The organism is Planococcus shenhongbingii (genome assembly GCF_030413635.1).
GTDB lineage: Bacteria > Bacillota > Bacilli > Bacillales_A > Planococcaceae > Planococcus > Planococcus shenhongbingii.
Genome location: NZ_CP129235.1, coordinates 63,745 through 87,678, shown reverse-complemented (window position 1 = coordinate 87,678; position 23,934 = coordinate 63,745). Strand labels below are relative to the sequence as shown.

Sequence of the window (23,934 nt, the reverse complement as noted above, 5' to 3'; positions counted from 1 at the left end):
AACAAGTTGCTTGAAAGTCACAAAAAAAGGCATCGCTGCCAAGGTGTGAACCTTCAAAACCGAACGCAAAACGTCAACCGGAACCGTGAGGTTCCGTTCCGAAATAATCCTTAGAAAGGAGGTGATCCAGCCGCACCTTCCGATACGGCTACCTTGTTACGACTTCACCCCAATCATCTGTCCCACCTTCGGCGGCTGGCTCCCACAAGGGGTTACCTCACCGACTTCGGGTGTTACAAACTCTCGTGGTGTGACGGGCGGTGTGTACAAGGCCCGGGAACGTATTCACCGTGGCATGCTGATCCACGATTACTAGCGATTCCGGCTTCATGCAGGCGAGTTGCAGCCTGCAATCCGAACTGAGAACGGTTTTCTGGGATTGGCTCCCCCTCGCGGGTTGGCGACCCTTTGTACCGTCCATTGTAGCACGTGTGTAGCCCAGGTCATAAGGGGCATGATGATTTGACGTCATCCCCACCTTCCTCCGGTTTGTCACCGGCAGTCACCTTAGAGTGCCCAACTGAATGCTGGCAACTAAGATCAAGGGTTGCGCTCGTTGCGGGACTTAACCCAACATCTCACGACACGAGCTGACGACAACCATGCACCACCTGTCACCGCTGTCCCCGAAGGGAAAGCCTTGTCTCCAAGGCGGGCAGCGGGATGTCAAGACCTGGTAAGGTTCTTCGCGTTGCTTCGAATTAAACCACATGCTCCACCGCTTGTGCGGGCCCCCGTCAATTCCTTTGAGTTTCAGCCTTGCGGCCGTACTCCCCAGGCGGAGTGCTTAATGCGTTAGCTGCAGCACTAAGGGGCGGAAACCCCCTAACACTTAGCACTCATCGTTTACGGCGTGGACTACCAGGGTATCTAATCCTGTTTGCTCCCCACGCTTTCGCGCCTCAGCGTCAGTTACAGACCAGAAAGTCGCCTTCGCCACTGGTGTTCCTCCACATCTCTACGCATTTCACCGCTACACATGGAATTCCACTTTCCTCTTCTGCACTCAAGTCCCCCAGTTTCCAATGACCCTCCACGGTTGAGCCGTGGGCTTTCACATCGGACTTAAAGGACCGCCTGCGCGCGCTTTACGCCCAATAATTCCGGACAACGCTTGCCACCTACGTATTACCGCGGCTGCTGGCACGTAGTTAGCCGTGGCTTTCTGGTAAGGTACCGTCAAGGTGCCGGCAGTTACTCCGGCACGGTTTCTTCCCTTACAACAGAGTTTTACGATCCGAAAACCTTCATCACTCACGCGGCGTTGCTCCGTCAGACTTGCGTCCATTGCGGAAGATTCCCTACTGCTGCCTCCCGTAGGAGTCTGGGCCGTGTCTCAGTCCCAGTGTGGCCGATCACCCTCTCAGGTCGGCTACGCATCGTGGCCTTGGGAGGCCGTTACCCCCCCAACTAGCTAATGCGCCGCGGGCCCATCCAGCAGCGACAGCGTGAGCCGTCTTTCCGTCGGCTCCCAGGCGGGAGCCGAACCTATCCGGTATTAGCCCCGGTTTCCCGGAGTTATCCCGAACTGCAGGGCAGGTTGCCCACGTGTTACTCACCCGTCCGCCGCTGAAAACTTGGAGCAAGCTCCAAATTTTCCGCTCGACTTGCATGTATTAGGCACGCCGCCAGCGTTCGTCCTGAGCCAGGATCAAACTCTCCATTATAGAAGAAATTGATTGCTCAATGTTCTGCTGGCGTCTCGCCATCCCGAAAGATGCACGAGTCGCTTTGATCTAGCACGCTTGATCAGTAATTTTTTGCGCGGGCCGTTTTGCGCGGCCGTTGCGATTTCGTTGACGTTTTGCTGTTCAGTTTTCAAGGTTCAGGTTTTCTTTTGTGAACGCCGCGCTCATTGGCGACTTTTCAATATTACCAACTTCTCATTTAAAAGTCAATAACAAATTTAATATTTCTTTTTGTGCGTTTCACTTACGAAAAACACGACATCAATTATTGTATCACCACTTCATAGGTTATGCAACACTTTATTAATAAAAATTAAATCGACTCAAAACTAAATTAGTTTTGAGTCGATAGTTTCTTCCATAGAACTAATTTGCAATCAATCACGCGGACGCATTTGAGGGAATAAAAGAACGTCTCTGATGGAAGCAGAATTAGTTAACAGCATTATCAAGCGGTCAATGCCGATTCCAAGACCACCCGTAGGAGGCATTCCATATTCTAACGCTTCAATAAAGTCATCATCCATTTCATGGGCTTCATCATTACCTTCAGCTTTCTCGACAAGTTGTGCTTCAAAGCGCTGTCGCTGATCAATCGGATCATTTAACTCTGTGAAAGCATTCGCATGTTCACGGCGTACAATAAATAACTCAAAGCGATCAGTAAAACGTTCATCCTCTGGATTTTTCTTTGCCAAAGGAGAAATTTCTACAGGGTGTCCGTAAACAAAAGTAGGCTGCACTAATTCCTCTTCTACTTTTTGCTCGAAAAATTCGTTTAAAATATGTCCTGTTTCCATAGTAGGTTTAATTTCAACGTTATGTTCTTTGGCTAACGCTTGTGCTTGTTCTTTTGTAAGCTGCTGCCAGAAATCTACACCTGTGTACTCTTTTACTGCATCTGCCATATGAAGACGTCTCCAGCCTGGAGCTAAATTGATTTCATCTTCTCCATATTGAACAGTAGTTGTGCCAAAGACTTCCTGGGCAACATGTGCAATCAGATTTTCTGTTAAAGCCATAATGTCATTATAATCTGCATAGGCTTCATACAGTTCAAGCATGGTAAATTCCGGATTATGCCGAGTAGAAATTCCTTCGTTGCGGAAAACACGGCCAATTTCATAGACTTTCTCCAATCCGCCGACAATTAATCTCTTCAAATGGAGTTCAATTGCAATACGGATATATAACTCCATATCAAGAGCATTATGATGAGTAACGAAAGGACGCGCTGCCGCTCCCCCTGGAATTGAATGCAACATCGGGGTTTCAACTTCTAAGAATCCCTGGTTATCCAAGTAGCGGCGCATTGATTGAATGATGCGGCTGCGAAGAATGAACGTTTCTTTGCTGGACTCACTCGTGATCAAATCCAAATAACGCTGACGGTAGCGCTGTTCAATATCTTTTAAGCCGTGGAATTTTTCAGGCAGCGGCCGAAGAGCTTTAGTTAAAAACGCTACTTCTTTCGCTTTAACCGACAATTCGCCTACATTGGTTTTGAAGACAGTCCCTCTTATTCCAAGAATATCTCCTAAATCCACAGTGTTGTAAAACTCATAAGCTTCGTCACCAATTGCATCTTTGCGAACGTAAATTTGAATTTGCCCTTTTAAATCTTGTACGTGCGCAAATCCAGCTTTTCCTTTTCCTCGTTTCGTCATAATACGGCCAGCAATTACAACTTCATGAGGATTTTCTTCAAGCTCTTCTTTTGATAAGTCTCCATATTGGTTGATAATTTCTTCTGAAGAATGAGTTCGTTCGAAACGAGCGCCAAATGGATCTATTCCTTGATCACGGAAAGCTTGCATTTTTTGACGTCTCACCAATATTTGATCATTTAACTCTTCTGACATGTCCTACACTCCTTTATCTATAAAAACCATTCTCGTTCGTGTATTTCTCTATTGTACACAATTTCTGTTGGCTCTACATAAAAAAGCTGCCACAAATTTGTGACAGCCTGTCTATCTAATTAAACTGCACTGCTCACAGCCTCATGTTAAATCAATTTTGTCGCAAAAATGTGTCGACTCCGTCGTAGGATTTCCAAAGCTGGACGCCTTGTGGATCCGGAAGATTAAAACCTTTTAGTGACGGGTTCACTTCCAATAATGGAATGAGAACAAAAGCCCGTTCGTGCATCCGTGGATGCGGAACGATTAGTCTCTCTGTTTCCATAGCGTCTTGATTATACAGCAAAATGTCAAGATCTATTGTCCGGGGACCCCACCGCACGAGTCGTTCGCGATGCAGTTCCAGTTCTATCTCTTGGCACACATCCAATAATTCAAGTGCAGATAATGTAGTACGGATACGGACGACCATATTGAGGAAGGGATCCTGTTTGGTAAATCCCACAGGTTCCGTTTCGTATAAAGAAGAAATCGCCACTACTTCAATCGACGTGTGTTCCGCAAGTATTCGGACAGCTTGCTTCAACATTTCTAAACGATTTCCCATATTGGATCCCAGCGACAAATAACTTTCGTTCATGCAAATTCTCCTCGCGTCAGTTCAATAGCAACTGACTTGTAATGGCCAGGGATTGGCGGATCAGGTTTGATCAGTTGCACCCGGACACCTTTCACAAGCGGAAATTGAGTTAAGAGGCGCGCAGTTACTTCTTCAGCGACTGCTTCCACTAGTTTTTTCGGTTCTCCTTCCACGATCGCCTTACACGCTTCATAGACTTCTCCATAGTGGACAGTGTGCTTCAAGTCATCCGTTTCTCCAGCAATCTTCAAATCGACCGCGAGTGAAACAGTCATACGGAAACGCTGGCCTAATTTTGTTTCTTCCGGAAATACCCCGTGGTACCCGTAGAACTCCATATCATTTACATGAATAAAATCCATTACTCCACCCCTTTATAAATTTGCTTGCCAGTCAAGATGTCCATCATACGGACAGCGCGGCTTGTTTCTTTCACATCATGAACACGGACAATATGGCAGCCTTTTTCCAATCCATAACATACAGTCGCAAGAGACCCTTCCAATCGTTCGTTGACCGGGACATCAAGGACTTTGCCGATTAACGACTTTCTCGAAGTACCGAGGAGGACCGGGTAACCAAGTGCCACAAATTGATCTAAGTGCTGCATCATCTCGATATTCTGAGAAGTTGTTTTCCCAAAGCCAATACCCGGATCCAACCAGATCTGTTCACGGCTAACGCCTGCATTTAACGCAATTTTAATACTTTCATCCATATCCCGCTTGAAATCTTCCCAAAAACTCGTGTATGACGTATCGTTACGGTTATGCATCAAAATAATAGGAACATTCCACTTTGCTGCTACTGCGGCAATTTCCGGCTCGTACTTCGCTCCCCAAATGTCATTAATAATATGCGCACCCGCTTCAACCGCTGCTTCAGCAACAGCTGCTTTATATGTATCAATTGAAATCAAGGCACCCACTTCTTCCACGAGCGCCTTTATCACAGGAACAATCCGCGCGATTTCTTCTTGATCTGAAATTAACGAGTAACCCGGCCGAGTTGATTCACCGCCTACATCGATGATATTTGCTCCATCTTCAACCATTTTCTTAGCATGAACCACTGCCTGCTCGACCGTAGTATAGCTTCCGCCATCCGAGAAAGAATCCGGCGTGACATTCAAGATGCCCATTATCCATGTTTTTTCATTAAAGTTGATTTTCATCAGGTACACTCTCCGTTCTTTGTTCTGGCTGCTAACAAACTATTTCCCAGGAAATAGTGCAGCTTTGTAATTAGACTGCCTATATCTTAACGCGTATTAATGGTTTCTTGCCACAATAAAAGAGTATGCACGAGGCATACTCTTTTAAAAAACCATTTAGTTGTTTTCTTCAAACTGATAAAGTGGTGTGCTGAGGTAGCGCTCTCCGTTTGAAGGGATAATCGCTAATACTTTTTTGCCTTTTCCAAGGCGTTTCGCTACTTGTAATGCAGCATAAATAGCCGCTCCTGATGAAATGCCGCCTAAAATTCCTTCTTCCCGCGCCGCTTTGCGGGCTGTTTCGAAAGATTGATCATTGGTCACTTGAATAATTTCATTGTAAATTTCCGTATTTAAGATTTCCGGAACAAATCCAGCGCCAATTCCTTGAATTTTATGAGGCCCTGGCTTTCCTCCAGAAAGCACTGGGGAGTCGGTCGGCTCCACTGCGACAATATGGATATCCGGATATTTTTCTTTCAGCACTTGTCCGGCTCCTGTAATTGTGCCTCCTGTACCAATCCCGGAAATAAAAGCATCCAGTTGATCTCCCATCGCTTCTACGATTTCAGGCCCTGTAGTTAAACGGTGCACTTCTGGGTTCGCTTCATTTTTAAACTGCTGTGGCATGAACCAGCCGTTTTCAGCAGCTAGTTTCTCAGCGGTTTTGATGGCGCCGTTCGGACCGTTCATGCCGTCTGGTCCTGGAGTCAATACAAGCTCTGCCCCGTAAGCACGCAGCAGATTGCGGCGTTCTGTACTCATTGTTTCCGGCATAACAAGGACTGATTTATAGCCTTTTGCAGCTGCAATCATAGCAAGCCCGATTCCAGTATTTCCGCTAGTAGGCTCGATAATGGTGTCGCCTTCTTTTAAATCCCCCGCTTTTTCCGCAGCTTCGACCATCGCTAAGGCAATACGGTCCTTTACACTGCTGCCAGGGTTAAAGTATTCCAATTTCAAATAAACTTCAGCATCTTCAGCACCGGTCATACGGTTCAACTTTACAATAGGTGTTTGCCCGATTAAATCAATTACGGAATTTCCAATACGCGCCATTTTTCAACACTCCTAATCCCTAGTAATTTTATCTGTATTATGTTCTCTTTATGGTATCAATGTTCTTTAAACCTTGTCAAATTGTACGAATTATTTAAAAAAAGACATTTCCAAAGGAAATGTCTTAGCTTTTATTCACCATAAAACCATTCGGCATCAAATTCTTTCCAAAAGGCTTCTGGCGTGACCGACTGTGGCAACTGCTCCAGGGCAAGTTCCCGGCTGATATGGCCTTTCACTTCTTCAAATGAAAATTTTTGCCCGTCCGCTTTTTCTGTAACTGAAATGATGGCTTTCCGTCCGTCTTTCAATGTCAGAGGAGCAGACCAATCATTTACGTCAAGGGAAGCTGCTGCTTTCGCAATAGCTGGATCTATAGAAGATTGACCAGCAGAAACATAGCCGACATCGCCGCCTAAACTTCCGGTGGCTGTATCAAGGGAACGTTCACGTGCCAGCGCTTCAAATGAAGAACCATTTTCCAGCTCTGCCATCGCGTCTTTCGCTTCTTTGTCTGAACCCACTATAATCATGCGTGTCCGGTAAGCATCTTTAATGTCGTAAAGCGCCTGGTTTTGTTTATAAAACTCTTCGATCTTGTTTTTTTCAATAACAATATCTTTAGTCAGAACTTTTTCCAAAATCAATTGTGCTTTCACTTTATCTTTCAGCCGCTTAGGATCGGCCGCATACAAAGTTGTTTCTGTATCATCCTGCACCGAGCGAAGCATAGCCAGCTCCAACTCTATTTCTTCTTCACTTACTTTAATATTGTATTCTTTCGCTGCAGTTTCCATTACTTCTTGATTGACCAGTTCAAGTAGCATATCGCGGCCATGCTGCTCTTCCATAGCAGCCATCCACTCTCCTCGTGTGATGGCTTTGCCACTGACCGAAGCTACTTCTTCGCCGCTTTCTGGACTATCTGGAATCAGCCATGCTATTAACCACAGAAGGTTTCCAATTAGCAAAAGAAAGATTAGAAACAGCAGCGGACCTGATTTAAGTTTTCTTTTAGGGCGTCCCACATTTGCCGGTGGTGGGGTGGGACGCCGGCGATTATTGTTGGAGTTCATCGATGAACGATTTTAACTCCTCTTTAGAATAGCGGTAGGTTTCCAAACAGAAATGGCATTGCGCTTCCGCCATCCCATCCTCTTTAATCATTTCCCGAATTTCCTGTTGCCCTAATCCAAGAATCCCATTGGCAAACCGTTCTTTCGAGCAATTGCATTCAAATTTCACCGGCATTGTATCTAAAATTTTCACATTTCCTTTTCCAAGCACTTCTTCCAGGATTTCTTCAGGCGACAAGCCGCGCTGAATCATTTTTGAAACCGGCTCTATATTGGAAAGGCGTTCTTCAATTTTCAAAATGGTTTCGTCATCCGTGTCCGGCATTAATTGAACAATAAAACCGCCGGCAGCCAAAATGGAATTGTCTGTGTCTACTAGCACACCGAGACCTACCGAAGAAGGCACTTGTTCAGAAATCGCCAGGTAATACGTAAAATCTTCAGCAATTTCACCTGAGACGATAGGCGTTTGACCAGTGAAGTTATCGCGGAGCCCTAAATCTTTAACAACCGAAAACATTCCTTCAGTTCCTACAGCGCGACGCACATCCAGCTTGCCTTTTTCATTTAAATCAAAATGAACATGCGGATTCGTAACGTATCCCCGCACTCCGCCTCCGGCATTGCTGTCCACCAATATGGTGCCAAGAGGACCGCCACCGTCCACCTTAATAGTCACTTTGTTGTCCCCTTTTAACATTGCGCCCATCATAACGCCGCCAGTCATGGCTCTTCCTAATGCTGCAGAAGCAGTCGGCCATGTTATATGGCGCGTTTGCGCTTCGGCTACAGTTTGAGTTGTATCTACTGCAAAAGCGCGGACACTGCCATTAAAGCCGAGTCCTCGCACTAAATAATCTCCCACGTCCATCGTTCCTCTCTTTACGCTTGATTGCGTTTATAAATTAGATAAAGTCCTTTTAAAGTTAGAAACGGGTCTACTTTATCAATCACTGATGATTCATTGGCGATTAATGCAGCCATTCCACCCGTTGCAATGACTGTCGGTTTTTGCCTACTCTGGGCCTTCATGCGTGACACTATGCCTTCAGCCTGCCCTACATAACCATAGACAATGCCGGACTGCATAGCGGATACAGTATTTTTCCCCACAACACTAGAAGGCCGTGCAATCTCAATTCGCGGCAACTTTGAGGCCCGGGTGTACAAAGCTTCCGTCGAAATATTTATTCCAGGAGCAATGGCACCACCCATGTATTGCCGATGCTCATCGATGTAACAATATGTAGTCGCTGTGCCGAAATCCACAATGATCAATGGCGCTCCGTATTCATGGATTGCAGCGACTGCATTGACAATGCGGTCTGCCCCCACTTCGCGGGGATTTTCATATTTGATATTCAGCCCCGTTTTAACTCCCGGTCCTACAATCAACGGTTTTACATGAAAGTATTTTTGGCACATCTGTTCCAATGCATACATTATGGGCGGAACAACTGATGACATGATAATGCCATTTATCGAGGCAAAGCTTAAATCGGCATCGTTTAACAGCGCCTTAACCTGCATACCAAATTCATCTTCAGTTTTATGGCGATCCGTTTCCAGCCGCCAGTGATACAAAAGTCGATCTTGGCCATAAATCCCCAAAATAATATTAGTGTTTCCGACATCCATTACTAAAATCATGATTGGCCCCTCACTTATTCAGGTTTTTCCAAAATATCATACCATATATCCAAAGAAATAAGAAAAACGTAATGACCACTTACGGCTTACTCACTTCGAAAAGCAGTAAAAATAAGTTGAACAATAAAAAAAGCTGCCCATTTCCTAAAGGAAACAGGCAACCAACTTTTTAAGACTACTTATTTGTGTTCTTCTTGAATCGGACCAGAACCACGTCCAGAAACGGTGCCTTCTTTCGGCAAGTCACCTGCTGAAGGATCGTTCGGTGCACCTGTTACATCAGGCGTTACGTCCTTCTTCAAATCAACGCTTTCTTTTTCAAAATCGCCATTCAACGCTTCGTATGAACGTTCAGGAAGTGTGCCATGCTCTTTCAAGTGAAGAATTTGGCCAGCATCCAATGTTTCAACTTCAAGCAATGTCGTTGCGATCAAGTTAAGAAGATCTTTGTTTTTAGTGAGAATCTCTTTTGTACGAATGTACTGTTCTTTGATAATGCGTTGGATTTCTTGGTCGATTTCGAACGCAATAGCATCTGAATAGTTTTGTTCCGAGTTAAAGTCGCGGCCCAAGAAGACATTTCCGCCTTGTGCCTGACCAAACTGAATCGGTCCAATCTTGTCACTCATACCGTATTCGGTAACCATGCTGCGGGCAATTGCTGTTGCACGCTGGAAGTCATTGTGGGCGCCAGTTGATACTTCGCCAAAAATGATGTCTTCCGATACGCGTCCGCCAAGCAAGCCAGAGATTTTATCCAGCAATTCAGGTTTTGTCATAAAGTAACGGTCTTCTTTCGGCAGCATCACTGCATAACCGCCAGCTTGTCCGCGTGGAACAATCGTTACTTTATGCACAGTTTCTGCATCATCCAGCACTAAGCCTATAACGGTATGACCCGCTTCGTGGAATGCCACGATATTGCGTTCTTTTTTCGAAATGACACGATTCTTTTTAGCAGGACCTGCAATAACGCGGTCTGTGGCTTCATCGATATCTGACATGTCGATTTTGAGTTTGCTGCGTCGAGCTGCCACAAGGGCCGCTTCGTTTAATAAGTTTTCCAAATCCGCACCCGAGAATCCAGGTGTGCGCTGGGCAATTGCTTTCATGTCCACTGTCGGATCAAGCGGCTTGTTGCGCGCATGCACTTTCAATACTTCTTCGCGACCTTTAACATCTGGACGGCCAACTGTGATCTGACGGTCGAAACGGCCAGGACGCAGAAGGGCAGGATCCAAGATATCTGGACGGTTTGTTGCTGCAATGATGATGACGCCTTCGTTAGCTCCGAAACCATCCATTTCAACAAGCAATTGGTTCAATGTCTGTTCACGTTCATCATGTCCGCCGCCAAGGCCAGCTCCACGCTGACGTCCAACCGCATCAATTTCATCAATGAAAATAATACAAGGGGAATTTTTCTTAGCATTTTCGAAAAGATCACGAACTCGGGAAGCCCCGACTCCAACGAACATCTCAACAAAGTCCGAACCACTGATAGAGAAGAATGGAACCCCTGCTTCGCCCGCGACTGCGCGCGCCAGCAAAGTTTTACCAGTACCCGGCGGTCCAACAAGCAAAATCCCTTTTGGAATGCGTGCGCCGATGTCGGCAAATCTGCGCGGATCTTTTAAGAAATCAACAACTTCCACAAGTTCTTGTTTCTCTTCGTCTGCTCCAGCAACATCGTTGAAGCGGACTTTATGTTTTTGATCGTCATACAGCTTCGCTTTACTTTTCCCGAAGTTCATCACTCGGCCGCCACCGCCGCCTTGTGATTGGTTAAGTAAGAAGAAGAAGAGGATGAAGATAATGATGAATGGAATGATCCCCGTGAAGAAAGAAACCCAGCCGCTTGTTTGCGGAGCTTTCAGGTAATTTACCTCAACACTTTGATTTGCCGCAACTTCATCAATCCGTGCAATCAACGCTTCGTTTTCCATCGGAATATTCGTGACAAACGACTCACCTTCTTCATAGCCGGTAAGCTTGCCTGTTACTTCATAAACCTCAGCATCTGGCTGGATGGTCACTTCAGTGACGGTCCCATCTTCCAATGCCCCCAAAAACTCGTCATATCCTATATTTTCAGTCGGTTGGGCGCTGTTATTGAACGTTCCCAAAATCCCGATAATCACTAGGAAAATCAGTAAATAAAATATGGTGTATCGAAATATTCGATTCATTCCAAGCCTCCTCACAAAGTTTCCCAAAACTATACTAAATACTAACATAGGAACATTTCAGCATACAACGAAAAGCTCTCAGCTTCCCTGCTGAATTAACGGTTTGTGAACTTCTGTTGACTATTCTTGATCTTCGCTATACACCGACGGTTTCAAAATTCCAATATAAGGCAAGTTACGGTATTTTTCTGCATAATCCAAGCCATATCCGACAACAAATGCATCCGGGACTTCAAATCCGATATAATCCGCTTTCAAATCTACTTTTCGACCAGAAGGCTTGTCTAGAAGTGTAACGATTTTGATCGAATTCGCTTTACGGTATTTAAACAGGTCCACTAAATAACTAAGTGTCAATCCACTATCAATAATATCTTCGATAATGAGAAGATCGCGGCCTTCCACGCTGGCATTTAAATCTTTAATGATTTTTACTTCTCCTGAAGAAACTGTCGCATTGCCATAGCTTGAAACATCCATAAAGTCCATTTCAACATAGCTATCCATGCGCTTCATCAAATCTCCCATAAATGGCATAGCGCCTTTCAATACCCCAATTGCTAACGGGTATTTGTCCTGGTAATCACGGGTTAATATAGCTCCTAGTTCCCGTGCTTTCTCTTGCAGGCGTTCTTCTGAGATTAATATTTCTTCAATGTCTTTCTGTAGCATGGTGGACCTCCTATAATCCTCTTTTTGCGATCTAAACTTTCTGTTCTATCAATACCCAATTATCTTCATCGCGTTTTATACGACTAAAGAAATTTGACGGCCGCAAACCTGGCAGAAACAAAACTTCATCATTCTCTGCTGCAATGACCGGCCAATCCTTTCTTAAAGGGACAGGTACTTTTTCATCAATCATCAAACGCGCCACTTTTTTTGAACGTTCCATACCCGCCAGCTGTATGCGATCTCCCGGCTTGCGGTTTCTTACCAGCAACTTCATCTTTTCAGATGCAGAAAAATACCAAAACCTACTGTTTTTTTCAAGTTTAGCTTGGGATAAAGGGACTGCTTTGTATCGAAAACCGTTCATTTCCTTTGACCATTCATTTGAAACGATTGAAACATTTTTTACAGCGGCTTCACCAATCGGTTTCATGCTTAAAAGAACAGAGTCGTATTGGCGAACTATCATACAATTTTGCGGCAAATGTAAAAAAACGGTGCCGGCTGAACTTTGCATCATTTCCTGCACTTGCTCGACCAACTGTTTTGTTATTTCCACTTGCCGTTCATTATATAGATAGTTTAATAGTATTAGAACCATTCTTTTTTGTAAAGCAAGTGCTTCTCGGCTGAAACTTTTAGCTGACAAGCTGATGCCGGTTTCCTCAAATCGGATTATCTGCTTCACTTTTTCTCCTGCCAAGTCCATTAAAAATTGCTGGTCTTGCTGCATTGTTTCAGCTAATTCGCCAAACTGCTCCGACACCGTATTGTTTTCCATTTTTAATAAAGGAACAATTGTTTGACGAACACGGTTTCTCGTATAAACTTTTTCTGCGTTGCTGGAGTCTTCTCTATGCACGAGGCCGTTTTCCTTAGCATATTGTTCAATTTCTTCCCGTGTCACGGCCAGCAATGGGCGAATCAATTCACCCTTGCCAAATGATCGGCGCACCGGAATACCAAAGCTCCCAAACTGCAAGGTCCCTCTTATGCCCGACATTAGAATAGTTTCCAGCTGGTCATCTGCATGATGAGCTGTAACAAATTTTCCAGCTTCAGTCTGCCACATCACTTCCTCGAAATAAGCATAGCGCTGTTCCCTGCAAACTTGCTGTTTATTGCCGCCCCTTGCTACTAGAATTTCAGGGATGGGTATATCCTGGCTATGACACGGGATTTTCCATTGCCGGCAAATTCCCTCTGTAAATAAGCGGTCCTGCCGCGATTCTTCTCCGCGCAGCATGTGGTTAACGTGGACCCCGTGTACCGAAACGCCGAGATAGTCTTCATTTGTTTTGAGGAAATGCAATAGAACCAGCGAATCGATTCCCCCAGAACATCCGGCAAGCACCCGATCACCCGGTACAAGCAAACGATGCTTTTTGATATACTCCATCATTTTCTTGTGAAACGTCTTCATTTGCACACCTCATTTAGCTTTTCTTGCAGTTATCACGCTTTAAGAGAAAACTGGGCTCCCATTTTCCAAGTAAAAACTTGCGGATTAAATTTCTGCTGATCAAAATTTCTTTTTAATTATATGCTTTCTTAAAAATTATTTTCAAATTGTAATTGACACTTTATCAGTTCAATAGTATGATTTAAAATGTTCGTTTGAACAAGGGCGGCGTAGCTCAGCTGGCTAGAGCGTACGGTTCATACCCGTAAGGTCGGGGGTTCGATCCCCTCTGCCGCCATTTATGAATATGAATAGGTATTAAAAGCAGCATCCTTTTTAAGGATGCTGCTTTTTTTTATGCAAAAATCCATTGAGTTGGCTGTAGTGATAAGCATTAGGCAACACTTCTTCAAAATCAGAAGCTGCTATGTTGAATATGCCTGCATAAAAAATTTCAGTCTTAGGATCTTTTGCAATCGGCTTTATCGGTGGGTTCAAAGAGGCTGAATAACTTGCATACTTCTCAATACACGTTTAGAACTTGCTCCTTTTCAAGAATCATCACTTTCTTAACATTTTATAAAAAAAACGCTTCCCAGGTGAGAAGCGTTCTAAATTTAAATTGTTAAGCTGTGCTGAAGCATTTTCCTATGCTATTGAAACAGCTAGCAAGTTATCCTCTTCTTGCGCCGCGGCCACCGCGCTTCGATTCTGTTGCACGTTTCAATGAAGTCATGTTTTCTTCACTTTCCTTCAGGAACTTCGCCATTTTTGTCTCAAAGTTCTCTTTAGGCGCACGCTCGAATGAACGGTTACTGCTTGGGCGAGGACGCTGCGGGCGATCTGGACGCTGGGGTGCGCCTTCCGGCTGAGGTTTCGCTTTACGGATGGAAAGGCCGATTTTGCCATCAGCTTCTACATTCATCACTTTCACTTCAACCATTTCGCCTACTTTTAGATGATCGTTGATATCTTTGACATAATTGTCGGCGACTTCACTAATATGCACAAGGCCAGTTGCACCAGTTGGAAGCTGAACAAACGCTCCAAAATTTGTAATACCTGTAACTTTACCTTCTAACTTGCTGCCTACTTCAATCGACATAAAAAAAATGCTCCTCCTTAAAAATTAAGATGACTCCAATTTGGGCCATTTGCTTGTAATAGCGGGACTCTTCCCACTTTTATTATAACCATCAAAAAAAGAGTGTCAACTGACTACTCTTTTTCTTCATCGTTTTCTTTGCTTTTTTCTTTGTCTTCTGGAACCGTGAAAATGATATCGCCTTCCTCAGACAAGAAATAATCTTTGCGTGCCAGCTTTCCGACATACTCGTTGTCATTCAGCAAAAGAATCTGTTCTTGCAGCTTCGCTTGCTCTTTTTCGACTATCTGAAGTTCCGCCAGCGCTTCTTCACGCAGCTGTTCTTTTTCTGAAATGGTTTGTGATTGGGCATAAATAGTAGTACCGACCCAGATGCTCACCATGGCCACAAGAACTCCAAAGACTGCTAATCTCCTGAACAAACGGACCTTATGTGCCTGGTGGCGTTTTTCCTGCTGTTCCACCGAGCGGACATAGTCATTGCGAATTGAAGTGACTTCACTATTGTCCGCCTGTTTTTCTCTCTTCGAATTCAAGACCTGTTTCCCCCCTTCGGCTTACTTTGTTGTCATTATACATGAAAACATGCTGAGGGGAAAACCCTAAATCCAATAAGGCTTGCTGCAATTTGCATTCTTTCGCTCTCTGTCATTTAGAATCGTGGTGATTTTATTCACCAGAATTAATAAAAATACTATTGACTTAATTTTTATGCAGTTTATAATATGAGTTACTATCTTAAAAATCTAGCTTTCAGTAGCTAAATTCAATATTTTCTTTTCAAACTATTAATAAATATACATTTTGAACGCATAAATGAATGGAGTGTGAAGTTATGGCAGGTATGTTATCACTTTCGAGCGGAGAATCATTTAAAGGGGAATGGCACGGCGGCATGAGCGGCGTTCAAGGAGAGATTGTATTTTTCACCGGGATGACCGGCTATGAAGAAGTGCTAACAGACCCTTCTTACAAAGGGCAAATTGTTGTATTTTCGTATCCTTTGATTGGCCAATATGGCATTCAAGCAGCCCATGTCCAATCAGACAAAATTCAGGCGGCCGGCATTGTGGTGGCAGCGTTATACGACGGTCCTGTCGAAAAAGGGGCAATGACCTTGGCGGAATTTGCGGAAGATAACGAAGTTCCTATTTTAAGCGGAATTGATACACGGTCCGTCATCCAAACAGTCCGGGAATTCGGGACAATGCAGGCGTTTATCGGCCCCGGCCATTCTTCCCCCGCTTTCTGGAAGCCGATGAAAACCAATTTCTTTTCCACTGAAGCAACGGAAAAAGCAATAACAGCAATCGGCGAAGGCGACATTCATATTGGCTTGGTTGATTTTCAATATAAATCTTCTATTTTGGACGAGCTGCTGAAACGGAATTGCAAAGTGAGCATTATTCCGCATACGGCATCAACAGAAAACTTGGATGCTCTCCAATTAGACGGCTTATTATTCTCAAACGGGCCTGGTGATCCTGCTGCTCTTGCACCCTTGTTTCCTACATACCGCGATTGGGCAGAACGGTACCCGACATTTGGCATTTGCCTCGGCCATCAAGTATTGGCTTCCGCATTTGGAGCAAAGACGACAAAACTTGCATACGGACACCGGGGAGCCAATCATCCAGTCATCAATTTGAAAACGAAAAAAGTCACCATGAGTTCCCAAAACCACAGCTATGTAGTGGAAGGTGCGAGTATCGAAAAAACTCCGCTCTCCATTCTTTACAAAAACGTCAACGATGGCAGCATTGAAGGACTCCTGCATCCATCGCTTCCCATCACGACGGTCCAGTTTCATCCAGAGGCAGCCCCAGGACCTGCCGAGCACCTTGAATTGTTCAATCAGTTTCTTACAGTAATCCAACAGAAAAAGAAGGTGAAAATCCATGCCTAAAAAGCAGGACATTAAAAAAGTACTGGTTATCGGCTCAGGGGCCATCGTTATCGGCCAAGCAGCTGAATTTGATTATTCCGGCACGCAAGCTTGCCTTGCTTTAAAAGAAGAAGGCATTCAAGTCGTTTTGGTCAACAACAACCCAGCCACGATCATGACGGACAAAACCGTTTCAGACAAAGTTTATTTTGAACCACTCACTGTAGACAGTGTTGCAGCCATCATTGAAAAAGAACGGCCAGACGGCTTGCTGGCAACAGTTGGCGGCCAGACCGGTTTGAATTTGGCGATGGCTCTGTCCGATTCAGGAATTTTAGCGGAATACAACGTATCGCTCCTCGGCACCAATATTAAATCAATCAAACAAGCAGAAGACCGCGAACAATTCCGGTCATTGATGAACGAGCTTGGTGAACCGGTCCCGGACAGCGACATTATTTATTCAACAGACAGTGCATTGGCATTTGCCGCACATGCAGGATATCCGCTGATCGTTCGTCCCGCTTATACATTGGGCGGCTTCGGAGGCGGCATTGCCCAAGACGAAGCGGCGTATTTGTCGCTCGTCATGCAAGGTCTCAGCGCCAGCCCGATTAACCAATGCCTGGTTGAGAAAAGCATCGCCGGCTATAAGGAAATTGAATATGAAGTGATGCGGGATGCGAACGGCACATGCATTACCGTCTGCAATATGGAAAACATGGATCCGGTCGGCGTTCATACAGGTGACTCCATCGTAGTAGCGCCAAGCCAAACGATGAATGACCGGGAATACCATATGCTGCGCACCGCTTCGATTAACATTATCAATGCGCTAGGGATTGTCGGAGCCTGCAATGTGCAATTTGCTCTTCATCCTGAAACGTCAACGTATTATTTGATTGAAGTAAACCCGCGGGTCAGCCGTTCTTCGGCACTTGCTTCTAAAGCAACGGGGTATCCGATTGCTAAAATCGCGGCAAAGCTGGCCCTTGGCTATACGCTCGATGAGTTAAAAAACCCTGTGACTGGCACCACTTTTGCAAGTTTTGAACCCGCTTTGGATTATGTTGTAGTGAAAATTCCGCGCTGGCCATTTGATCAGTTCCACAAAGCGAACCGCAAGCTTGGAACGCAAATGAAAGCAACTGGAGAAGTGATGGCGATTGAACGCAGCATGGAAGCGGCTTTCCAAAAAGCCATCCGTTCTCTGGATATCCCGCTTGACGGGTTTCGCTTGCCTGCTCTTTCCGGCATGCCGCAAGCCCAATTGGAAAAACTGGCAATTGAAGCAGATGACCGCCGGCTGTTTGTCTTATTCGAGTTATTGATCCGAGGCAAAAGCATTAAAGAACTGCACAGCATGACTACCATTGCTCCTTATTTCCTGTTTGTGCTGAAACGCATTGTAGATGAATGGCATAAACTGCATTTACTGACTTGGAATGATATGACTCAAGAACGCTTGCTGATTGCCAAAACGCTTGGCTTTAGTGATCAGCAGCTGGCTGATCTCTGGTCGATTCCGGTTTCTGAAGTTTGGGGACAGCGGAAAAGCTGGGGCTTGCTTCCCGCTTATCGCGTGATTGATACTTGTGCAGCAGAATTCCGTTCACAAACGAATTATTTATATTCCACTTGGAATGGGTCTTCTGATGGACGCGCGCTCAATGCTAAAAAAGTGGCAGTGATCGGCTCCGGCCCCATCCGCATCGGCCAAGGAATTGAATTTGATTATTGCTGCGTCCATAGTGTATTGGCATTGCAAAAATTCGGCTACGAAGCTGTGATGATCAATAACAATCCGGAAACCGTCAGTACCGACTATGAAATTGCCGATGCGTTGTATTTTGAACCGTTGACTGCAGAAGATATTTTGAATGTGCTGGATTTCGAAGGCATTACGCAAGTGATCGTTCAATTCGGCGGCCAGACTTCGTTGAATGTGGCGGCCCAGTTGGAACAAGCAGGCATCACTATTCTTGGCTCAACGGTAGAACTGCTGGATCAAATGGAAGATCGCGATCGTTTTTATTCTTTTTTGGAGTCGATCGGCCTTCCGACTATTCCAAGCTATACAGCAGCAAAACCGGAAGAAGTTCCGCATTATGCAGAGCTGCTGGGCTACCCTATACTCATTCGCCCTTCTTATGTAATCGGCGGCAAAGGGATGACGGTGCTGCATAATGAACAGGATTTGCAGCACTGGCTGGAGAATACGAAAATGGCTTTCCCGGTGCTGGTGGACCATTTCGTTACCGGCAAAGAAGTGGAAGCGGATATTTTAACGGACGGTGAAAATGTCTGGGTGTCTGCTATTTTTGAGCATATCGAAGGTACGGGCGTCCATTCAGGCGACAGCATTTCCATTACGCCTCCTGTTTCCCTGACAGCTGATGCATTGGAGAAATTGACTGATACCGCCAAGCATATCGCCCGCAATATGGATTACACCGGGTTATTTAATATCCAATTCGTTTATGAGCAAGATCAATTGTTTGTCATGGAAATCAATCCACGGGCTTCTCGTACGGTGCCAATCAGTTCGAAAGCAACAGACGTCCCGCTTGTCCAGCTGGCTACTGCATTGATGCTCGGCGTACCGTTCAATGAGCTGGGAATTGAAGAGCAGTACAACGGGCAGCCGGATTATACAGTCAAAGCACCTGTGTTCTCCCATATCAAATTGCCTGGCTTATCACCTATCCTGTCTCCCGAAATGATGTCGACCGGAGAAGTGATCGGCCAAAGCCCGGATTCCGTCATCGCCATGCAAAAAGCCTTGGACGGAGCTTCCCAGCAGCTGGCCGCTTTGCAGGGCGGAGGCACGGTCTTTATAACAGAGCTTTCGCTGCCGCTCATTGATCAGGCCTTTTGGAAACAGCATGGTTTCACATTCTGCACGGAAGCCTCTCTGCCTTTTGAACAATGGTTAAAAACTGATCATAAAAAAGCTTATATCGATTTGACACCGGACCCGGATTCCATCCAAGCAGCACAAGCGGCTATCCACCGGCTTCATGTATGGACTCGCCAAGAAACCATTGCCGCTTTTCAAGAACATGTCAAGGCCATTCATGGACCAACGAAAGGAGTGCTTGTTAAATGACAATAGCTTTACCGATAGCGCCGCAGCTTGTTCAAAAGCATCTTTTATCTTTAAAAGATTACAGTTCCTCGGAAATCCTGGATTTGCTGTCTTTGGCGGCAGAATTGAAAAAACCGGAAAACAAATACCTGCCTTTATTGGAAGGCAAAGTACTTGGCATGATTTTTGAAAAATCTTCGACTCGCACACGCGTTTCCTTTGAAGCGGGCATGCTTCAGCTCGGCGGGCATGCGATGCATTTGAGCACGCGTGATATCCAAATGGGGCGCGGGGAAAGTATCGCCGATACAGCGAAAGTTTTGTCCGGTTATTTGGATGGCATCATGATCCGCACATTCCATCAAGCGACTGTTGCAGAACTCGCGGATAATAGCAGCATTCCGGTTATTAACGGCCTGACCGATGATTTCCACCCTTGCCAGGTGCTTGCTGATTTACTCACCATACAGGAACATTTTGGAACAGTGGCCGGCAAAAAAATGGCTTATATCGGCGATGCCAACAATATGGCCAACTCGCTGATGATCGGGGCGGCTAAAGTGGGCATGGACATTTCCATCGCCGCTCCGGCCAAATATGCACCGAAAGCTGAAATGGTGGCACTAGCCAAGGAAATCGCTCATCATACCGGCGCCAACATTCACGTAACGGAAGACCCTGTTGAAGCCGTGAAAGACTGTGATGTCATCTATACGGATGTATGGGCCAGTATGGGGCAGGAAGCTGAAGCGCTTGAACGCATGGAGCATTTTAAAGGCTTCCAAGTGAACGAAGCACTTGCAGCGCATGCGAACGAAAATTACATCTTTATGCATTGTTTGCCGGCACATCGAGAAGAAGAAGTGACAACCAGCATATTAGAAGGCCCTCATTCTGTAGTCTTCCAAGAAGCTGAAAACCGCCTGCACGCACAGAAAGCCTTGCTTGTTGCACTTATGGCTAATTAATTCCATACAGAAAAAGCTGTTCCGGGAGCATAGGCTCCGGAACAGCTTTTTGTTTTTATCAACGCTCACGATTCGTCATCGATAAATTCAGGTTCTACTTTATCCAGTTTCTCTTCTTTCAAGATAGTATACATATTGGCGGTTTCTTCTTTTTTTGCATTTTCTTTTAATTGGTCTACCCGTACTGTTACCACTTTTTGGCCAAAACGAATTTGCAGTTCATCGTTTTCTTTTAAGACCGAACTGGCTTTTGCTTTGCCGCCATTCACGGTGATGCGGCCTTGGTCAGCTACTTCTTTTGCCAGCGTCCGGCGTTTGATCAATCGTGATACTTTCAAGAATTTATCAAGTCGCATAAGTCAGTCTTCCTTTCTTGCCATTTCTTTGGCTTCATTCCAAAATTGGTCAAGCTGTTCGAGCGAATAATCGCTGAAATTGCCGGTTCCTTCATTGACGCGTTTTTCCACATGGCGGAAGCGCTGCTGGAATTTGCGGTTGGCATGCACCATCGCTTGTTCCGGAGACAACTCATAGAAGCGGGCAATATTCACTAAAGTGAAGAGCAAATCGCCGAGTTCATCCAATTGGCGGTCTGTAGAACCTTTCGCCAATTCCGCTTGAAACTCCTGCAACTCCTCTTGGAATTTCGCCCATGCCCCCTCTGCATCCGACCAGCTGAAACCAACCTTCGCAGCTTTCTTCTGGAAGTTATAAGATGTAATCAGCGAGGAACTGAAGCGCTCCTGGTCATCTAATATTGACCCGGCTGCCGGTTTTTCCTGCGCTTTGATGGCTTGCCAGTTTGCCATCACTTCATCGGCATTATCCACTTCTACGTCTCCAAAAACATGCGGATGGCGGCGGATCATTTTTGAACTCACGGCCGACAAGACATCTTCAAGCTGAAAATAGCCATTATCCTGGCCAATCTGTGCATGCAGGAACACTTGCAGCAACACATCCCCAAGCTCTTCGGCAATCGCTTCGTCATCTTGCTCTTCAATCGCCTGGAGAAGCTCATGAGCTTCTTCCAGCAAATAAGGCCGCAGCGACTCATGTGTTTGCTCACGGTCCCAAGGACAGCCTTCAGGGCTTCTCAGCTGAGCCACGATGCTGCGGAACGTCTGCCATTCCTTTAAACGGTCCAGCTGGTCTTTTGCCGGCGGCACATAAACCGTCGTTAAATTATTGACTTCCGCTGCACGGTCGAGCTCATAAAGCGGAACTGTACGCAACACTTCGTCCGCAGAACCAGCGGCAGTGACAATCGTCACCGGGTAATCTTCCGGGTATTTTTCCATCAGTGTCAGCTTTACTTCAGAAGCGCTGAAGGAATCGTATACTTGGGCGATCAAAATATGCTGGGTCATGTTGACATGGTCACTTTTCATTTCAGTTCCATCAAGCAGCTGAAAGCCTTCGATCGGATCGATGCGCAGCGCGCCAAATAGGGCGTCCAGAAAACTATGTCCGCCTTCAATCGACAACTGGCATGATCCAGCCTCTTCAGCTTTGATCAAATTTTGGACCGTCTGTTCGGCAACAAGCGGATGTCCCGGCACGGCGTAAATGACAGATTGTTCATTTGCCAGTGCCATCAATGTATCGGCAATTTCCGCATATACCGGTGCAAACGTATCGTGTTTTTCGTAAACCGCATCGAAAGACGTGAACTCCACACCTTCTGCTGCCAGTTCTTTTAGCACTGGATGATCGTTGGTCCGTACATATAAATTAGCTGCTTGTTTCAGTTTTTTATAAACGCCGAGCGGCAATTGATCCAAGTCTCCTGCACCCAGTCCGATTACATGTATGGTATTCATCTTTACCCTCTTTTCTGTTGTCTGATTCTTAGCTGGAGGCCGGCCAATTTCCGGCCGAACGGGATAATATACCACTCTTTTTCAGTAATGATCCGGCTCTTTGCAATCAGCAGCAAAAACACAGCTGCCCCGAGCGGCACGGCGGTCAATGAAGTCAGCATAGCCGAAATTCGGCTCGCTGCCCCGTCAAACAGCACGATGTCCGAAAAAAGAGCCCAGCCGGCAACGACAATGCCCATAGCAGCAGTGGAAACGGCGATCCAGCCATAATAACGGGACGGGGCAAAACGGATCGGCCAGACTTTTTTAAAGTATTGAAGCAACCCGATCACAATAAAAGCCAATCCCAAGTTTCCGGCAACCGCCGCTCCCGTCACATCCCAAATCGGCACCAATAGCCAATTGCCGAGTATTTTAATCAACAAACCGCCGGTCAAAAGCAGCGCCGGCACTTTTACTTTTCCTAAGCCATGCAGCATCGCAGTCATGACCAGAAGCAGCGACATCCAGACAATCTGCCAGCTGAAAATAATCAGCGTCAGTGATTCATCCCGCGTCTGAAACAGCATTTCATTCACATATGGCATGACGAACGTCAAGCCGGCTGCCGCTGCGAAAGCAAATAAAAACGAAATGCGGAAAGCGAGGCCGGCATACATCTGTGCCGAACGGCCGCTTTCTTTTTTTGACATATGGGCAACAAGCGGCACAATTGTCAAAGCGAGTGATGTGGCGATCAGAATGCCGAACTGGACAAGTGGCTGGCCACGGTCATAAACCCCTTTTTGCTCCATCGCTAAAGTTCGTTCTATTCCGCTTTCTGTCAATAGCCGGAAAATGGTAAAAGAATCAGCCAGTTGGAAAAAAAGCAAAATCAATGAGCTCATGCTGATACTAAGTGAAATGGCCGTCATATTTTTAATGACTGGCCAAACACGCAGCTTGGATGGTGAATTGAATTTGAAAAGGCGTTTGCGGAAAAAGGTGACCAGCAGGATAACACCGGCTATTTCACCGGCAACAGCCCCAAACATTGCCATTTGTCCTGCCGCATATAGTGAAAAACCGCTGGAGATTACAATCCACGTGCCGAGCAAAATGATCGTCACCCGGATTCCCTGCTCGGTTATCTGGGAATAAGCGACCGGCGCCATTTCATTATTCGACTGGAAAAACCCTTTTAAAACTGCAAGCGGCGGCATCAGCAGCACTGCGAAGGCACCGACTTGCAATAAACTGCTCAACTGTCCGTCTCCCATCCATCCGGCAAGAAAATCCGCTCCAAAAAACAGAACCAGAAAGAACAACGTGGATATTACGGCAATAAAACCGAAAGCAATCTGCAAAATAGAGCCATGATCCCGCTCTTTAGAATCGGCCATCAGTTTAGAAACCGCAACGGCAAAGCCGTACGATGTCCATGTACTGAAAATGCCGATAAAAGGATAGACTTGCTGGTAAATATAAAATCCTTGGTCGCCTACCATATTCTGATAAGGCACCCGGTAGACGGCGCTGAGCAATTTTACAATCAAGCCCGCCATCGTCAAAAGGACAGCGCCTTTCATGAATGTCTTCATCGTTCCTTCGTTGTTCAACGGGCTTCACTCATTC

At 45.7% G+C, this 23,934-nt stretch carries 19 protein-coding genes, 1 tRNA gene and 1 rRNA gene; 4 read left to right on the top strand and 17 right to left on the bottom strand.

Annotation, left to right across the window (positions count from 1 at the left end):
• Window positions 1-114 precede the first annotated feature (114 nt).
• From QWY16_RS00385 to tilS, 12 genes are all read right to left on the bottom strand, one after another.
• A 16S ribosomal RNA gene (locus QWY16_RS00385) occupies window positions 115-1,667 on the bottom strand.
• Window positions 1,668-2,065: 398 nt separating this feature from the next.
• Window positions 2,066-3,550 (bottom strand): lysine--tRNA ligase, encoded by a 1,485-nt coding sequence (gene lysS / locus QWY16_RS00380; RefSeq protein WP_300990918.1) that lies wholly within the window; start codon window positions 3,548-3,550, stop codon window positions 2,066-2,068.
• A 151-nt stretch (window positions 3,551-3,701) separates the two neighbouring features.
• Complete coding sequence (folK, locus tag QWY16_RS00375; protein WP_300990917.1) at window positions 3,702-4,190, bottom strand: 2-amino-4-hydroxy-6-hydroxymethyldihydropteridine diphosphokinase; 489 nt, start codon at window positions 4,188-4,190, stop codon at window positions 3,702-3,704.
• Window positions 4,187-4,552 (bottom strand): dihydroneopterin aldolase, encoded by a 366-nt coding sequence (gene folB / locus QWY16_RS00370; RefSeq protein ID WP_300990916.1) that lies wholly within the window; start codon window positions 4,550-4,552, stop codon window positions 4,187-4,189. The genes folK and folB overlap by 4 nt, the downstream gene beginning before the upstream one ends.
• A complete protein-coding gene (gene folP, locus QWY16_RS00365; protein WP_300990915.1) occupies window positions 4,552-5,364 on the bottom strand; it encodes a dihydropteroate synthase in 813 nt (270 codons plus the stop codon). Before folP ends, folB begins: the two co-directional genes overlap by 1 nt.
• Window positions 5,365-5,520: 156 nt before the next feature.
• The gene (gene cysK / locus QWY16_RS00360; RefSeq protein ID WP_300990914.1) at window positions 5,521-6,462 is read right to left on the bottom strand and encodes a cysteine synthase A; all 942 of its coding nucleotides are present in this window, start codon (window positions 6,460-6,462) and stop codon (window positions 5,521-5,523) included.
• A 131-nt stretch (window positions 6,463-6,593) separates the two neighbouring features.
• The gene (locus tag QWY16_RS00355; RefSeq protein ID WP_367281326.1) at window positions 6,594-7,322 is read right to left on the bottom strand and encodes a peptidyl-prolyl cis-trans isomerase; all 729 of its coding nucleotides are present in this window, start codon (window positions 7,320-7,322) and stop codon (window positions 6,594-6,596) included.
• Window positions 7,323-7,521: 199 nt separating this feature from the next.
• Window positions 7,522-8,403: an Hsp33 family molecular chaperone HslO gene (hslO, locus tag QWY16_RS00350; RefSeq protein WP_300993208.1), complete on the bottom strand. Its 882-nt coding sequence runs from the start codon at window positions 8,401-8,403 to the stop codon at window positions 7,522-7,524.
• A 17-nt stretch (window positions 8,404-8,420) separates the two neighbouring features.
• Entirely contained in the window at window positions 8,421-9,188 is a 768-nt protein-coding gene (locus tag QWY16_RS00345; RefSeq protein ID WP_300990912.1) for a type III pantothenate kinase, read from the bottom strand.
• Between the two features lie 179 nt (window positions 9,189-9,367).
• Window positions 9,368-11,377: an ATP-dependent zinc metalloprotease FtsH gene (ftsH, locus tag QWY16_RS00340; RefSeq protein ID WP_300990911.1), complete on the bottom strand. Its 2,010-nt coding sequence runs from the start codon at window positions 11,375-11,377 to the stop codon at window positions 9,368-9,370.
• Window positions 11,378-11,497: 120 nt separating this feature from the next.
• Complete coding sequence (gene hpt / locus QWY16_RS00335; RefSeq protein ID WP_300990910.1) at window positions 11,498-12,049, bottom strand: hypoxanthine phosphoribosyltransferase; 552 nt, start codon at window positions 12,047-12,049, stop codon at window positions 11,498-11,500.
• Window positions 12,050-12,080: 31 nt separating this feature from the next.
• Window positions 12,081-13,472, bottom strand: coding sequence for a tRNA lysidine(34) synthetase TilS (gene tilS / locus QWY16_RS00330; protein ID WP_300990909.1), 1,392 nt, complete (start codon window positions 13,470-13,472; stop codon window positions 12,081-12,083).
• A 203-nt stretch (window positions 13,473-13,675) separates the two neighbouring features.
• On the opposite strand from tilS, the gene QWY16_RS00325 reads away from it, so the two are divergent.
• Window positions 13,676-13,749, top strand: a tRNA-Met gene (locus QWY16_RS00325).
• 375 nt (window positions 13,750-14,124) lie between these two features.
• On the opposite strand, the gene QWY16_RS00320 is transcribed toward QWY16_RS00325, so the two are convergent.
• Window positions 14,125-14,556: a S1 domain-containing RNA-binding protein gene (locus QWY16_RS00320; protein WP_300990908.1), complete on the bottom strand. Its 432-nt coding sequence runs from the start codon at window positions 14,554-14,556 to the stop codon at window positions 14,125-14,127.
• A 113-nt stretch (window positions 14,557-14,669) separates the two neighbouring features.
• On the bottom strand, window positions 14,670-15,092 hold the full coding sequence (locus QWY16_RS00315; protein WP_300990907.1) for an FtsB family cell division protein: 423 nt from the start codon (window positions 15,090-15,092) through the stop codon (window positions 14,670-14,672).
• Window positions 15,093-15,391: 299 nt separating this feature from the next.
• On the opposite strand from QWY16_RS00315, the gene QWY16_RS00310 reads away from it, so the two are divergent.
• From QWY16_RS00310 to argF, 3 genes are read left to right on the top strand one after another with little or no spacing between them, the layout of a single operon-like run.
• Complete coding sequence (locus tag QWY16_RS00310; RefSeq protein WP_300990906.1) at window positions 15,392-16,462, top strand: carbamoyl phosphate synthase small subunit; 1,071 nt, start codon at window positions 15,392-15,394, stop codon at window positions 16,460-16,462.
• Window positions 16,455-19,550, top strand: coding sequence for a carbamoyl-phosphate synthase (glutamine-hydrolyzing) large subunit (gene carB / locus QWY16_RS00305; RefSeq protein WP_300990905.1), 3,096 nt, complete (start codon window positions 16,455-16,457; stop codon window positions 19,548-19,550). The genes QWY16_RS00310 and carB overlap by 8 nt, the downstream gene beginning before the upstream one ends.
• Window positions 19,547-20,497 carry an ornithine carbamoyltransferase gene (gene argF, locus QWY16_RS00300; protein WP_300990904.1) on the top strand — a complete coding sequence of 317 codons (951 nt, stop codon included), beginning with the start codon at window positions 19,547-19,549 and terminating at the stop codon, window positions 20,495-20,497. Before carB ends, argF begins: the two co-directional genes overlap by 4 nt.
• Before the next feature lie 65 nt (window positions 20,498-20,562).
• Here argF and QWY16_RS00295 read toward each other — a convergent pair whose 3' ends face one another.
• The 3 genes from QWY16_RS00295 to QWY16_RS00285 are packed head-to-tail and all read right to left on the bottom strand — an operon-like array spanning window position 20,563 to window position 23,918.
• Window positions 20,563-20,853, bottom strand: coding sequence for an RNA-binding S4 domain-containing protein (locus tag QWY16_RS00295; RefSeq protein ID WP_300990903.1), 291 nt, complete (start codon window positions 20,851-20,853; stop codon window positions 20,563-20,565).
• Between the two features lie 3 nt (window positions 20,854-20,856).
• Entirely contained in the window at window positions 20,857-22,320 is a 1,464-nt protein-coding gene (gene yabN / locus QWY16_RS00290) for a bifunctional methyltransferase/pyrophosphohydrolase YabN (RefSeq protein WP_300990902.1), read from the bottom strand.
• Between the two features lie 2 nt (window positions 22,321-22,322).
• Entirely contained in the window at window positions 22,323-23,918 is a 1,596-nt protein-coding gene (locus tag QWY16_RS00285; protein ID WP_300990901.1) for a putative polysaccharide biosynthesis protein, read from the bottom strand.
• Window positions 23,919-23,934: the final 16 nt, after the last annotated feature.